The sequence below is a fragment of the Microbacterium sp. NPDC055455 genome (genome assembly GCF_053619935.1).
This window is the reverse complement of sequence record NZ_JBSHLB010000003.1, coordinates 213,277-226,642: the sequence shown is the minus strand read 5'-3', so window position 1 is coordinate 226,642 and position 13,366 is coordinate 213,277. Positions and strand designations below refer to the sequence as shown.

Sequence of the window (13,366 nt, the reverse complement as noted above, 5' to 3'; positions counted from 1 at the left end):
CCGGCCGCACGTCACGAGCGGGTGGCGCCGGGCGCGGCCGACGGCGGGTAGGGGCCGGTCTGCACGACGCAGAACCGGTTGCCCTCGGTGTCTTCGAGGACGATCCAGTCCGCGTCCTCCGGGTAGTCGTTCCAGTCGACCTCGCGCGCCCCGAGGCCGAGCAGCCGCTCGACCTCCGCCGCCTGGTCCTCCGCGTACAGGTCGAGGTGGATGCGCGGGGGATAGTGCTGCGGGTAGCCCGTCACCGAGAGCGCGAGACTCGCCCCCGGGGCCGCCCAGTGCTCCTTGCCGGGCGGGTCGAGCACCACCCAGTCGTCGCTCGGCTCCCGGCGGTTCACGTATCCGAGCGCGGCCCGCCAGAAGTCGCCCGCGCGTCCGATGTCCTCCACGGTCAGGACGGTCGATCCGATGCTCAGCATGGCCCCATCCTGCGTGCTGCGCCGCGCCCACGCGAGGGGGTGGCGCACAGGGGCCCGGGCCGGGGGCGCCTATGATGTGCATTCGTGGCAGGAACCCCCAGCAAGAAGCGCAGCACCGCCGGTCGGAAGAAGCAGCACCCGCGCGGCAACCCGCAGAAGGCGCACGTGTCGCGCGCCCCCGACCGCGTGCAGCCGGCGACCGCGGCCGACTGGATCGGCGCGGCGCGCCTGCGCACTCTGCCGCTCGCCGTGACGCCGATCCTCATCGGCACGGGCGCGGCGATCCTCGTCACCGATGTCTTCCACTGGGTCATCGCCCTGTTCTGCCTCATCGTGTCGGTGTCGCTGCAGATCGGCGTCAACTACGCAAACGACTACAGCGACGGCATCCGCGGCACCGACGATCACCGTGTCGGACCCGCGCGGCTCACGGCGAGCCGCAAGGCGAAGCCGCGCACCGTGCTCCTGGTGGCGCTGGCGTTCTTCGCGATCGCCGCGATCGCCGGTCTCGCCATCACGATCCGCACGCAGCAGTGGTGGCTCATCGCCGTCGGCGCGGTGTGCATCGTCGCCGCGTGGCTCTACACCGGCGGCAAGCGGCCCTACGGGTACTACGGCCTCGGCGAGGTCTTCGTGTTCGTGTTCTTCGGCCTGGTCGCCACGCTCGGCACCACCTGGGTGCAGGCGCTCGCGCTGCCCCAGGAGGCGTGGTTCGGAGCGGTCGGCGCGGGCCTCATCGCCTGCGCCGTGCTGCTGGCGAACAACCTGCGCGACATCGACCAGGACCGCGCCGCCGGCAAGCGCACCCTCACGGTGCTCATCGGGCGCACCGCGACGCGGTGGCTCTTCTCGATGTTCGTCCTCGTGCCCTTCGCGATCGCGGCATTCCTCGCGTGGATCGGCTACCCGATCGCGTGGCTGACGCTGCTCGCGCTGCTCGCGGCGCTGCCCGCGATCCTCATCGTGTGGACCTACCGGGTCCCGCGGGAGCTCGTCGTCGCGCTGGGACTGACGTCGCTCACCTCGGTGGCCTACGGCGCGTTCCTGATGTGGGCCTTCATCGGCTGACCCCTCCGTCGCCCGGCGGGAAGCGAGTCAGGACCGGGAGTCCGGCCGCTCCGCCTCGTGCGGGGCGGGAGCCGCGGGCGCGGAGGGCGACGCTGCGGCATCGGCCGCGGCATCCTCGGCGTCCTCGTCGCTCACAGCGGTGCGCGCCTCGGTGCGGCGTGCGGCGAGCCCCGACGTCGCGTCCTCGAGCGGCTTGCGCAGGAACAGCAGCGACAGGCTCAGCCCGATGAGGGCGGCGAAGATCGCTGCGAGCCAGTAGTACGTCCGCATGACCGGGAACAGCATGAGGATGCCGAACGGCACGAGGAACGCCAGCAGCCGCAGCACCGAGTAGACGATGGCCGAGCGCGCTTTCACCCGTCCATCCTACGTTTCACCGCGACCGGGGCTCGGGCGACGGTTAAGTCACGGACGGATCGCGAACCGCCCGCGCCGGGCCATGCCCGCCTAGGATGGGGATATGCCTCGGGTGCTGCTGATTCTGGCCCTGGTGGCGACCGCGTTCTGGGTCTTCACCATCGTCGATTGCGCAGTGCAGCCCCCGACCCGGCACCGCGGCGTCAGCAAGCCCGTCTGGCTCCTCATCGTCGTGCTGCTGCCGGTCCTCGGCGGCATCCTCTGGCTCATCGTCGGCCGCGCGCGCGGCTCGTCCGCCGCCGCCCGCCGGGCACCCGACGACGACCCCGAGTTCCTCGGCCGCATCGGCACCATCAGCGACCAGGACGAGCGCATCCGCCGTCTCGAGGAGGAGCTCGCCCAGCTCGACGCCGAGGACGACGACCCGCGCTTCAACCCGCCGGCCGCCCCCTCGGCATCCGACGAGGCGCCCGCGCCGGGCACCGCGGCGGCGGGAGGCACGGCCGCGCCCGGCATCCCGCCCGCGAAGCCGCCGATCCGCCCCGCGGACGGCGACGACGACGCCCGCGGTCAGCGCGGGATCATCGGCTGACGTGAGCACAGTCCGCAGCGCCGCCGGCGCACCCTCCGGCGGTGCGCCCGCGACGGACGCCGCCGCCGCGCTGCTGTGCCGGCTCGTGGAGCTCGGCGTCCGTCACGTCGTGCTCAGCCCCGGGTCGCGCTCGCAGGCCCTCGCCCTCGTCGCCGCCGAGCTGGAGCGACGCGGCTCGATCGCGCTTCACGTGCGGATCGACGAGCGCGTCGCAGGATTCACCGCCCTCGGCATCGCACGGGAGACCCGGATGCCGGCGGTCGTCGTGTGCACGTCGGGCACGGCCGTGTCGAACCTGCTGCCGGCGGCGCTCGAGGCCCACCACGCCGGGGTGCCGCTGCTGCTCCTCACCGCCGACCGCCCGCCGGAGCTGCGCGGTGTCGGCGCGAACCAGACCACCCGTCAGCCGGGGATGTTCGCTCCGACGGTCCGGTTCGAAGCCGACGTCCCCGTTCCCGAGGCGACCGATCCCGACGGCGACACCGAGCAGAGCGCGATGCTGCGCGCCGTCGCCGAGGAGGCCGTCGCGGCCGCACTCGGCGCCGGGACCCGGTCGCCCGGTCCGGTCCACCTGAACCTTCCCTACCGCGAGCCGCTCGCGGGCGTCCTCCCGGCCTGGCTGGGCGTCCCGGCGGCAGAGCTCCGGGCGACGGTCGTGGGGCACCCGGACGGCCCGCCGGTGGCGGCCGACCCGGAGGACGAGGCATCCGGCGCGCTCTACCAGGGCGGCGGCGGGATCGGCGAGTCCGACGTCCCCACCGAGCCCGAGGACGCGCCCCACGTGCTGGAGCGCGGACCCCGCACGGTGGTGATCGCGGGCGCAGACGCCGGCCCCGACGCCGAAGAGCTCGCCCACGTCGGGGGCTGGCCGCTCATCGCCGAGATCGTGAGCGGCGCGCGCTACGGACGGCACCTCGTGCATGGCTACCGGGCGCTGCTGCGCGACCCCGAGCTCGGCGGGCGCGTGGAGCGGGCGGTCGTCCTCGGCCACCCCACACTCAGCCGCGAGGCGGCCGCGCTGCTCTCCGACCCCGACATCGAGGTCGTCGCGGTCCGCGGGCCCGGCGAGCCGCTCAACCTCAACGGCTCGACCCTCGCCGCGGATCGCATCGCCGTGGCGACCGGCGACCCCGATCGCGCGTGGCTCGGCGCGTGGATGCACGCCTCGCGCGAGGCATCCGTCGATCTCACTCCGCCCGCGCCCGATGCCGACGGCCTGTCGTCGGCGGTGCCCGGCGAGCGCCTCGGGGCCATCGCCGCCGAGCTGTCGGTCATCCGGGCTCCGATCGACCGTGCCGGGCTCGTCGACGCGGTATGGCGCGCCACCTGGCCCCACGACCGCCTGGTCTTCGGCTCGTCGCGTCTCGTGCGAGTGGCCGATCAGGTGCTGCCGGGCAAGAAGGTCCCGGTGCATGCGAACCGCGGGCTCGCCGGGATCGACGGGACGGTCGCGACGGCGACGGGGATCGCGATGGCGAGCCAGGCCGGCGGCGGACCCGGCGTCACCCGGGTGCTGCTCGGCGACCTCGCCCTCCTGCACGACGTCGGGGCGCTGCTGCTGCCGCCGCAGGAGCAGGAGCCGCGGATCCAGGTCATCGTGGGCAACGACGGCGGCGGCACGATCTTCGACGGACTGGAGGTCGCGTCGGTCGCCGGCCGCGAGGTGATGGATCGCGTCCTCTTCACGCCGCACGCGGTGCGCCTCGGGGAGCTCGCCGCGGCGTACGGCTGGGACTACCGGCGGGTCACGACCCGCTCCGCACTCGATCAGGCGCTCACCTCGCCCGTCGGCGGGCGCCAGCTCATCGAGGTCCCCCTCGACCGCTGAGCCTCGGCGTCGCCCGTCGGCCGATCCTGGCCGTCGCAGGCTCCGGCACGCCATGATGGCTCCATGATCGCGTCGAGTCAGAAGCACTGGAGCGGCGACGTCGCCGATCTCCTCAAGGTGGGGGAGGGCTTCGTCCTCGCCGACGTCGACACCCGCGCCACGCCCGGGTACGGCGAAGACAAGGATCAAGCCGCCGAGGATCTCGCCGCGGGAGCGGCCGAGCTCGACGAGTACCAGGAGCGCCTGTACGCCCGCAGCCGCGTCGACGCGACGGACGCGGCCGTCCTGCTGGTGCTGCAGGCGATGGACTCCGCCGGGAAGGGCGGCGTCATCCGCCACGTGGTCGGCTCCGTCGACCCCCAGGGCGTCGACCTCGCCGCGTTCAAGAAGCCCACGCCCGAAGAGCTCGAGCACGACTTCCTCTGGCGGATCGAGAAGCGGCTGCCGGAATCGGGAATGATCGGGGTGTTCGACCGCTCCCACTACGAGGACGTCCTGATCGGCCGCGTGCGATCGCTGGCGCCGCTGGACGAGATCGAGCGCCGGTACGACGCGATCAACGAGTTCGAGAAGCGGATCGCCGACAGCGGCACCCGCATCGTCAAGGTGATGCTGCACATCTCGCACGACGAGCAGCGGGACCGGCTCATGGAGCGCCTCGAGCGGCCCGACAAGCACTGGAAGTACAACCCGGGCGACGTCGACGAGCGGGCGCTGTGGCCCAAGTACATGGCCGCCTACCAGACGGTCTTCGAGCGGACGTCGACCGACCACGCGCCCTGGTACGTGGTGCCGGCGGACCGCAAGTGGTACGCGCGGCTGGCCGTGCAGCACCTGCTGCTGGAGGCCCTCGAGGACATCGACCCGCAGTGGCCGACGGCCACGTTCGACGTCGAGGAGGAGAAGAAGCGGCTCGCCGCGAGCTGAGCGGCACGACGGCATGGCGCCCCAGGGCGGCGCGGGCGCGCGGCGCGGAGTCGCGGCGGACGGCGCATAGCCTGGTGCGGTGACAGACACCGACCCCGTCCGCGCCATCGCCGACGCCTACGTCCGGGAGCTCGCCGGCCACGAGCCCGACGCCGCCCTCGCGGTCGGGCTCGAGGGTCCGGCGCTGCCCGACCTCGGTCCCGAGTGGCTGCAGCGCAGGCACGAGCTCCAGCGCGAGACCCTGGCGGCCCTCGACGCGGCGCCCGCCGGCGACGAGGTGCTGCGCGCGGCGCTGCGCGAGCGGCTCGAACGCGAGCGACTGCTCTTCGACTCGGGCTTCACCCCGCGGCTCGTCGCGGGGCTCGCCACCCCGGTGCACCTCGTGCGCTACGCAGTGGAAGGCCTGACGGTGACACCGGATGCCGCGGGCGAGGCCCTGCTGCGCCGGCTCGAGGCTGCCCCGCTCGCCGTGCGCCGGTACATCGCCGCGCTGCGGTGGTCACGCGACGAGGCAGCGCGCTTCGCCGGCCCGGGGGTCGCGCCGGTCCGCCAGCTCGACACCCTCGCGGACCAGGTGCAGATATGGATCGACCGAGACTGGTTCGGCGCCGTTCCGATTGCCGAGGGCACGGACGCCGCAGCCGCCGCGCGCGTGCGCAGCGCTGCCGACGAGACCGGGGCCGCGCTCGGCGAGCTCGTGACCCTGCTCCGGGACGAGCTGCGCCCCGCGGCGCCGGTGGAGGACGGCGTCGGCGAGCGGCTCTATCCCGATCTCGCCGCCGGGATGCTCGGGGCGCGCATCGACGTCGCCGAGACCTATGCCTACGGCTGGTCGGAGCTGGAGCGCCTCGTCGCCGAGGCCCGTTCGCTGGCCCTCCGGCTCGGGGGCACCGGCGACGATCCGGTGCGGGCCGCGGCCGCCCTGCTCGACGGCGACCCTCGCCGCCGGCTGGAGGGCACGGCGGCGATCCGGGCCTGGCTCGCCGCCCGCGTCGACGAGACCATCGATGCGATCGCACCGGCGTTCGATCTGCCGGCCGCGGTGCGGGAGGTGGAGTGCCTGGTCTCGGAGGCCGCCTCCGGCGTCGTGTACTACACCCCGGGCGCCCCGGACGGCTCGACTCCCGGGCGCGTGGTGTGGACGATCCCGAGCGGCGTGCCCGTCGTGTCGAGCTGGCAGGAGGTCACGAGCGTCCACCACGAGGGCGTCCCGGGGCACCACCTGCAGTTCGTGCTGACGGCGTCGTATCCGGACCTGCATCCGTGGCAGCGCCATCTCTGCCACGTGCACGGCTACGCCGAGGGCTGGGCCCACTACGCCGAGCAGCTGGCCGACGAGCTGGGGCTCATCCGGGATGACGCCGAGCGACTGGGCCTTCTCCTCGGGCAGATCTGGAGAGCGGTCCGGATCGTCGCCGACATCGGGCTCCATACCGGGCGCCCGGTTCCTCCGAATGCGCTGGTGGCCGATCGGGAGTGGACGCCCGCGCTGGCACGACGCATGCTGATCGACCTCGCGCTCGTGGAACCGGCGCTGGCCGGATTCGAGGTGGACCGCTACCTCGGCTGGCCGGGTCAGGCCCTCGCGTTCAAGGTGGGGGCGCGACTGTGGGCTGAGGCTCGCGCGGCTCGACAGGAGCAGCTCGGCTCCGCCTTCTCGCTCCGGGACTTCCATCGCGACGCGCTGGCGCTGGGTCCGATGGGGCTCGATCCGCTGCGACGGCTCATCGCGCGCTGAAGCGAGGCTTCTCGCTCCGGCCCCTTCGGGAGGGGCGGCCCCGTCATGCCAGCGCGTCGACGATCGGACGGAACTTCACCCGCGTCTCGAGCAGCTCGGCGTCCGGGTCGCTCTGGGCGACGATCCCGGCGCCGGCGTGGGCGACGACGGGGATCGTGCCGCCCTGCGCGGGGGCGTCCGAGCGCGAGCCGATCTGCGCGCAGCGCAGCGCGATCGCCCACTCGCCGTTGCCCTCCCCGTCGATCCACCCGACGGGGCCGGCATAGCGCCTGCGGTCGAACGGCTCGAGCCGGCGGATGAGCTCCACCGCGGCATCCGTCGGCGTGCCCGCCACCGCGGCGGTGGGGTGGAGCGCCGCCACGAGGTCGAGCGACGAGGCGTGGTCGGCGAGGTCGCCCGCGACGTCCGTGGCCAGGTGCCACAGGTTGGGCAGCTTCAGCGTGAACGGCTCGGGATCCGCGCGCAGGTCGCGGACGTGGGGGCCGAGCGTATCCAGCACGCTCTGCACCGCGTAGCGATGCTCTTCGAGGTCCTTCGCGCTGTGCGAGAGCGAAGCGGATGCCTCGGTGTCGCGGTGCGCGTCCGTGCCGCGCGGAATCGTCCCGGCGAGCACCCGGGCCGTGACCACTCCGCGTGACGCGGTCACGAGCGTCTCGGGGCTCGCGCCGATCAGGCCGTCGACGGCGAACGTCCACGTGTCGGGATAGTCGTCGGCGAGGGCGCGGACGAGGCGCCGCAGATCGGTGCCGCCGGGAATGGTGCCGACGAGGTCGCGGGCGAGCACCACCTTCTCGAGGCCGCCCGCGCGGATCGCCTCGACCGCCCGGCGCACGGTGGCCTGGTAGCCCTCGGGGTCGAGCGTGCCGGGGCCGAGGGTCGCCGACCAGTAGGGGCCGTAGGCGGTGGGCTCCACGGGCAGGGGGTCGTGCGGCGACGCGTCGTCGCGGCGGATCCGGGTGATCCAGGACCGGCCGCGATGACGGCCGACGATCGCCTCCGGGACGATCAGCCGGCTGGTTCCGCTCGAGCGCTCGTCGAAGACGAGGGTTCCGAAGGCGACGAGCCCCGTGCCGGGCAGGCGCAGCGGGTCGTCCACGTGCGCGGCGGCCGCGATGGCCCGCCAGGTGTCGGCGGGGCTCTCGGATCGCGACGCGTCCCGCGCGTCCGCCGGCCCGCTCTCGTAGCCGCCCAGGTCGCCGATCCCGACGATGCCGTCGCCCCGACGAAGCCAGGCGAGGGGCGCAGAGGGCGACGTGTAGGCGAGGAGGTCGTCGACCGGGTCGATCTCGCGCGTCTCGACCACCAGCGCCAGCGGGCGGTGCGAAGATGTCACCCCTCCAGCCTAGACTCGCGAGGTGACCGAGGACGCCGCACCGCCCCCCGCCGCACGGCCCCCCGCCGCAGGCTCCGCAGAGCGCCCGGATCCCGGGACGCGGTTGTGGTTCCGCTGGCGCAAGTGGGACGGCTCGCCCCACTGGCTGCACGAGTGCGTGTACCTCGGCAGCGACCGCTGGGGGGAGTGGTTCGGGCAGCACGCGGGCGACCGCAGCTCGCGTCCGGGGCGCGACATGGTCGCCGAGAACGACAACGTGACGCTCGTCCCGCCCAGCGGCGAGTACGCCTTCACGCACAACGCGGCACCGCACCGCACGCGCGTGTACATCGACCTCGCGTGGGACGTGCGGTGGAGCGCCGGTGAGCCGACGGGCATCGACATGGACCTCGACGTCGTGCGTCGCATGCCCGACGCGCCGTACATCGATCGCGAGGGGGTGCTGCGGCAGCCCGGCGACGTCTACATCGAGGACCGTGACGAATGGGACGAGCACCGCATCACGTACGGCTACCCCGCTGACGTCGTCGAGCGGCTGGAGGCGGTGGCACTCGACCTTGAGCGGCGCGCCCGCGCGGACGAGGCGCCGTTCGACGATGCGACCGCGGCGCACTGGCTCGGACGCCTCGCCGCCTTCGGCCGCGCGTCCTGACGGCGACGGCGCGTCGGCGCCCGCGCCGGCCGTCGAGGCGCCGTCCCGCTGCCACCCGAGCACGCGGCATAGACTCGGACCCGTGGCATCCGACCCGTCCGATCACGAGCCGAACCGCGCCGACCTCCACAAGGACCCGTCGCGCGTGAGCGGCATGTTCGACCAGGTCGCCGCGGGGTACGACCGCACCAACACCGTGCTCAGCATGGGCAACGACCGCCTGTGGCGCGCCGCGACCACGCGGGCGGTCGCACCGCGGCAGGGGGAGCGGATCCTCGATCTGGCCGCCGGCACCGGGGCATCCAGCGTCGCGCTGGCCGGCCGCGGCGCCGACGTCGTCGCGGCGGACTTCTCCCCGGGCATGATCGCCGAGGGCCGGCGTCGGCACGGTGGCATCCGGAACCTCTCGTTCGTCCAGGCGGACGCGACCGACCTGCCCTTCGGCGACGACGAGTTCGACGCCGTGACGATGTCGTTCGGGCTGCGCAACGTGAACGAGCCGAAGAAGGCGCTGCGCGAGCTGCTGCGGGTGACCAGGCCCGGGGGGCGCCTCGTGATCTGCGAGTTCTCGCACCCGCCGTCGAAGGCGTTCAACGGCCTCTACCGCTTCTACAACGACCGGGTGCTGCCGGTGGTCGCCAAGACCGTCAGCTCGAACGCCGACGCGTACGACTACCTCAACGAGTCGATCCGCGACTGGCCCGATCAGAGGACCCTCTCGGCGTGGATCCGCGAGGCCGGCTGGACCGGCGTCGCGTACCGCAACCTGTCGATGGGCATCGTGGCGCTGCATCGCGCCACCAAGCCGCGGAGCCGGTGAGCGGGCCGAGGCCCGCGCGAGCCGAGCCCGAACGCACCCCCGGTAGGCTGGGCGTGTGACACCGACCGCGCCGGGCTCGCGCATCGCGGGCAAGCTGGGCCTGACCGACCGCGTCTTCGCGGGCGCGCGCTCGCGCACCCTGCTCAAGACGGTGGAGGCGGGCCTGAAGCGCGTCGACAGCGCCCTCGAGCGGGAGCTCCGCGTCACCGACGCGCTCGCCGATGCGACGAGCCGCTACCTCTACGACGCCGGCGGCAAGCGGGTGCGCCCGATGCTCGCCCTGCTGACCGCCCAGCTCGGCGACGGGGCCACCGACGAAGTGATCGAGTCGGCCACCGCGCTGGAGATGACCCACCTGGGCTCGCTGTACCACGACGACGTGATGGATGCCGCGGACAAGCGCCGTGGCGTGCCGAGCGCGCACGCGGTGTGGGGCAACAGCGTGGCCATCCTCACCGGCGACCTGCTCTTCTCCCGCGCGAGCCAGATCATGGCTCGTCACGGCGACCGCGCCATCCGGCTGCAGGCCGACACGTTCGAGCGGCTCGTCCTCGGGCAGATGCACGAGACCGTCGGGCCGGCCGAGACCGACGATCGCGTCGAGTTCTATCTTCAGGTGCTGTCCGACAAGACCGGCTCGCTCATCGCCGCCGCAGCCCAGTCGGGCATCATCTTCTCCAACGGCCCCGAGGAGTTCGAGCAGCCGATGATGACGTTCGGCGAGAAGGCCGGCGTCGCCTTCCAGCTGCTGGACGACGTCATCGACCTCTCCGCCGACCCCGATGAGACCGGCAAGGTCCCCGGCACCGACCTGCGTGCCGGCGTGCCGACCATGCCCTATCTGGTGCTCGGACAGCGGACGGATGCCGGCTCGGTCGCACTGCGCGAGCGCATCGACGAGGGCGTCGCCCGCATCGCCGACGGCGCCGACCCGTCGCTCCTGGACGAGCCGCTCGCGCAGCTGCGCGAGCACGAGGCGACCGACGCGACACTGGACCTCGCGCACGCGTGGTCGCAGCAGGCCATCGACGCCCTCGCGCCGCTGCCCGACGGCGCGGTGCGCGAGGCCCTGACCCGATTCGCCCAGGCCGTCGCGGATCGCTCCAGTTAGCATCCCCGGTCCCTGAGCACGTCGAGGGGTCGGGCCCCGAGCCCTTCGACACGCTCAGGCGAAGACCGCACGCGAAGCCGCTCCTCCCCGAAAGGACCACCATGACCAAGCTCCGGCTGGCGATCGTCGGCGCAGGCCCGGCGGGCATCTACGCCGCTGACATCCTGCTGAAGGCCGAGCGCAAGTTCGACGTGTCGATCGACCTGTTCGAGCAGCTCCCGGCGCCCTACGGCCTGGTCCGCTACGGTGTCGCGCCCGACCACCCGCGCATCAAGGGCATCATCACGGCCCTGCGCGAGGTGCTCGACAGCGGCGACATCCGCATCTTCGGCAACGTCCGCTTCGGCGAGGACATCACCCTCGAAGACCTCAAGCGCCATTACAACGCGGTCATCTTCGCCACCGGCGCGATCCGCGACACCGACCTCGACATCCCCGGCATGGACGCCCTCGGCTCGTACGGCGCCGCGGACTTCGTGAGCTGGTTCGACGGGCACCCCGACGTGCCGCGGGAGTGGCCGCTGGATGCGGCATCCGTCGCCGTCATCGGCAACGGCAACGTGGCGCTCGACATCTCGCGCATGCTCGCCAAGCACGCGGACGACCTCCTGCCGACCGAAATCCCCGACAACGTGTACGAAGGCCTCAAGGCCTCGCCGGTCACCGACGTCCACGTCTTCGGCCGGCGTGGCCCGGCGAACGTGAAGTTCACCCCGCTGGAGCTGCGAGAGCTCGGCGAACTGCGCGACGTCGACATGGTGGTCTACGACGAGGACTTCGACTACGACGAGGCGTCGCGCGCAGCCATCGCCAGCAACAAGCAGGTCATGGTCATCGACCGCGTGCTGCAGTCGTGGCGCAAGCGCGATTCGGTGAACAACGCCGGCGGCACGGCATCCCGTCGCCTGCATCTGCACTTCTACGCCAAGCCGATCGAGGTGAAGACGGATGCCGAGGGCCGCGTCGCCGCCCTCGTCTACGAGCGCACGCGGCCCGACGGTGAGGGCGGCGTCGTCGGCACGGGCGAGCTGCGCGAGGTGCCGATCCAGGCCATCTACCGCGCTGTCGGGTACTTCGGCTCGCCCCTGCCGGGCGTGCCGTTCGACAAGAAGCACGGCGTGATCCCCAACCGGGAGGGCCAGGTGCTCAGCAAGGACTCGAACCAGCGCGTGAACGGCGTGTACGCCACCGGCTGGATCAAGCGCGGGCCGGTGGGTCTCATCGGTCACACGAAGTCCGACGCCATGGAGACCATCCGCCATCTGATCAACGATCAGGGCACCTGGTGGCAGCCGGCCGACCCGTCCGAGGAGGCGATCCCCGAGCTGCTGGCCTCACGCGGCGTGAAGTGGACCGACCTCGAGGGCTGGCACCGCCTGGACGAGCACGAGATGGCGCTCGGCGCGCCGCACGAGCGCGCCCGCGTCAAGGTCGTGCCGCGCGACGAGATGGTGACGATCTCCCGCGGGGAGTGACCGCCGCCCCCTAGGCTGAGGCCATGGCCGGGCCGTCCGCCGCGTGGAGCCCCGACGTCCTCGGGAAGCCGTTCGAGCAGCTGACGCTGCCGCTGGATGCCTCCGGCGTCGACGGCGAGCTGCTGGCGACGCTCGTGCGCTGCCTTCCGAACAGTCTCGCCACGCTGTTCGCGCCGCTGCGCGGCGTCGACGTGCTCTACGTGCACGGGTGGTCGGACTACTTCTTCCAGCGGGAGCTCGCGCACTTCTGGACCACGCGGGGAGCGCGCTTCTACGCGCTCGACCTGCGGCGCTACGGACGCAGCCTGCGAGACGGGGAGGCGCCGGGCTACATCGACTCCCTCGAGGACTACGACCTCGACATCGCCGCGGCGCTGGAGGCGATGGGGCACGGCACGGGAGCGGATGCCGCCTCTCGGCGCCGCCTCGTGCTGCTCGGCCACTCGACGGGCGGCCTCACGCTGACTCTGTGGGCGGCGCGGCACCCGGGACGGGCCGACGCCGTCGTGCTCAACAGCCCGTGGCTCGAGCTGCAGCTGGGCGCGCTCGGTCGCCAGGCGCTGGCGCCGCTGGTCGACATCCGCGCCCGCCTCGACCCGCGCGGCGCGCAGCCCGCCGTCGACCTGGGGTTCTACACCCGCGCGCAGCAGGAGATCGGCTCGCTGCCGGCTGACGAGGTGCGGGCGCGGTGGCGGCCGGACCGGGGGTTCCCGACCGCACCGGGCTGGCTCTCGGCCGTCATGGACGGGCATCGTCGCATCGCGGCGGGAGTGGACGTGGGATGCCCGGCGATGGTGCTGCTCTCGACGCACTCCACCGTGCCGCTGTCATGGCGGGAGTCGATGACGTCGACGGATTCGGTGCTGGTCGTCGACGACATCGCTCGCGCCGCGACCCGCATCGGGGGTATCGTGACGATCGCGCGGATCGAGGGAGCCATCCACGACGTGTTCCTCTCCAGACCCGGTCCCCGGGCCGCGGCTTATCAGGCGCTCGACCGGTGGCTGCGGGGGTATGTCGCGTCCGACGGCTGATGTCCCCCGAAG

General features: G+C 73.1%; 13 protein-coding genes. 10 read left to right on the top strand and 3 right to left on the bottom strand.

Annotated elements, in window-relative coordinates:
- Positions 1 to 11: 11 nt before the first annotated feature.
- On the bottom strand, positions 12 to 419 hold the full coding sequence (locus tag ACWGUG_RS10815) for a VOC family protein (protein ID WP_452324666.1): 408 nt from the start codon (positions 417 to 419) through the stop codon (positions 12 to 14).
- A gap of 84 nt (positions 420 to 503) precedes the next feature.
- Between ACWGUG_RS10815 and ACWGUG_RS10810 the strand changes: the two genes are divergently transcribed.
- The gene (locus ACWGUG_RS10810) at positions 504 to 1,487 is read left to right on the top strand and encodes a 1,4-dihydroxy-2-naphthoate polyprenyltransferase (protein WP_452324665.1); all 984 of its coding nucleotides are present in this window, start codon (positions 504 to 506) and stop codon (positions 1,485 to 1,487) included.
- A 27-nt stretch (positions 1,488 to 1,514) separates the two neighbouring features.
- Here the strand turns inward: ACWGUG_RS10810 and ACWGUG_RS10805 are convergent, their stop codons facing one another.
- Complete coding sequence (locus ACWGUG_RS10805) at positions 1,515 to 1,844, bottom strand: DUF4229 domain-containing protein (RefSeq protein WP_452324664.1); 330 nt, start codon at positions 1,842 to 1,844, stop codon at positions 1,515 to 1,517.
- A 103-nt stretch (positions 1,845 to 1,947) separates the two neighbouring features.
- Between ACWGUG_RS10805 and ACWGUG_RS10800 the strand changes: the two genes are divergently transcribed.
- The 4 genes from ACWGUG_RS10800 (at position 1,948) to ACWGUG_RS10785 (ending at position 6,929) form a co-directional block, all read left to right on the top strand.
- A complete protein-coding gene (locus tag ACWGUG_RS10800) occupies positions 1,948 to 2,436 on the top strand; it encodes a PLDc N-terminal domain-containing protein (protein ID WP_336394792.1) in 489 nt (162 codons plus the stop codon).
- A gap of 1 nt (position 2,437) precedes the next feature.
- On the top strand, positions 2,438 to 4,264 hold the full coding sequence (gene menD, locus ACWGUG_RS10795) for a 2-succinyl-5-enolpyruvyl-6-hydroxy-3-cyclohexene-1-carboxylic-acid synthase (protein ID WP_452324663.1): 1,827 nt from the start codon (positions 2,438 to 2,440) through the stop codon (positions 4,262 to 4,264).
- Between the two features lie 63 nt (positions 4,265 to 4,327).
- Positions 4,328 to 5,191, top strand: coding sequence for a PPK2 family polyphosphate kinase (locus ACWGUG_RS10790; protein ID WP_336394794.1), 864 nt, complete (start codon positions 4,328 to 4,330; stop codon positions 5,189 to 5,191).
- 79 nt (positions 5,192 to 5,270) lie between these two features.
- Positions 5,271 to 6,929, top strand: a complete 1,659-nt coding sequence (locus ACWGUG_RS10785; protein WP_452324662.1) for a DUF885 domain-containing protein — start codon at positions 5,271 to 5,273, stop codon at positions 6,927 to 6,929.
- A 43-nt stretch (positions 6,930 to 6,972) separates the two neighbouring features.
- Here the strand turns inward: ACWGUG_RS10785 and ACWGUG_RS10780 are convergent, their stop codons facing one another.
- The gene (locus ACWGUG_RS10780; protein WP_452324661.1) at positions 6,973 to 8,262 is read right to left on the bottom strand and encodes an isochorismate synthase; all 1,290 of its coding nucleotides are present in this window, start codon (positions 8,260 to 8,262) and stop codon (positions 6,973 to 6,975) included.
- A 22-nt stretch (positions 8,263 to 8,284) separates the two neighbouring features.
- Between ACWGUG_RS10780 and ACWGUG_RS10775 the strand changes: the two genes are divergently transcribed.
- The 5 genes from ACWGUG_RS10775 (at position 8,285) to ACWGUG_RS10755 (ending at position 13,354) form a co-directional block, all read left to right on the top strand.
- The gene (locus ACWGUG_RS10775; RefSeq protein WP_452324660.1) at positions 8,285 to 8,914 is read left to right on the top strand and encodes a DUF402 domain-containing protein; all 630 of its coding nucleotides are present in this window, start codon (positions 8,285 to 8,287) and stop codon (positions 8,912 to 8,914) included.
- Between the two features lie 154 nt (positions 8,915 to 9,068).
- On the top strand, positions 9,069 to 9,734 hold the full coding sequence (locus ACWGUG_RS10770) for a class I SAM-dependent methyltransferase (RefSeq protein WP_452324777.1): 666 nt from the start codon (positions 9,069 to 9,071) through the stop codon (positions 9,732 to 9,734).
- A 55-nt stretch (positions 9,735 to 9,789) separates the two neighbouring features.
- Positions 9,790 to 10,845 carry a polyprenyl synthetase family protein gene (locus ACWGUG_RS10765; RefSeq protein ID WP_452324659.1) on the top strand — a complete coding sequence of 352 codons (1,056 nt, stop codon included), beginning with the start codon at positions 9,790 to 9,792 and terminating at the stop codon, positions 10,843 to 10,845.
- Positions 10,846 to 10,946: 101 nt separating this feature from the next.
- Positions 10,947 to 12,320 carry an FAD-dependent oxidoreductase gene (locus tag ACWGUG_RS10760; protein ID WP_336394800.1) on the top strand — a complete coding sequence of 458 codons (1,374 nt, stop codon included), beginning with the start codon at positions 10,947 to 10,949 and terminating at the stop codon, positions 12,318 to 12,320.
- 23 nt (positions 12,321 to 12,343) lie between these two features.
- Positions 12,344 to 13,354: an alpha/beta hydrolase gene (locus ACWGUG_RS10755; RefSeq protein WP_452324658.1), complete on the top strand. Its 1,011-nt coding sequence runs from the start codon at positions 12,344 to 12,346 to the stop codon at positions 13,352 to 13,354.
- Positions 13,355 to 13,366: the final 12 nt, after the last annotated feature.

Bases quoted from the DNA above. Each gene is read 5' to 3' on its own strand.
- ACWGUG_RS10815 (WP_452324666.1), bottom strand. From the start codon at position 419: ATGCTGAGCATCGGATCGACCGTCCTGACCGTGGAGGACATCGGACGC.
- ACWGUG_RS10800 (WP_336394792.1), top strand. From the start codon at position 1,948: ATGCCTCGGGTGCTGCTGATTCTGGCCCTGGTGGCGACCGCGTTCTGG.
- ACWGUG_RS10790 (WP_336394794.1), top strand. From the start codon at position 4,328: ATGATCGCGTCGAGTCAGAAGCACTGGAGCGGCGACGTCGCCGATCTC.
- ACWGUG_RS10770 (WP_452324777.1), top strand. From the start codon at position 9,069: ATGTTCGACCAGGTCGCCGCGGGGTACGACCGCACCAACACCGTGCTC.
- ACWGUG_RS10760 (WP_336394800.1), top strand. From the start codon at position 10,947: ATGACCAAGCTCCGGCTGGCGATCGTCGGCGCAGGCCCGGCGGGCATC.
- ACWGUG_RS10755 (WP_452324658.1), top strand. From the start codon at position 12,344: ATGGCCGGGCCGTCCGCCGCGTGGAGCCCCGACGTCCTCGGGAAGCCG.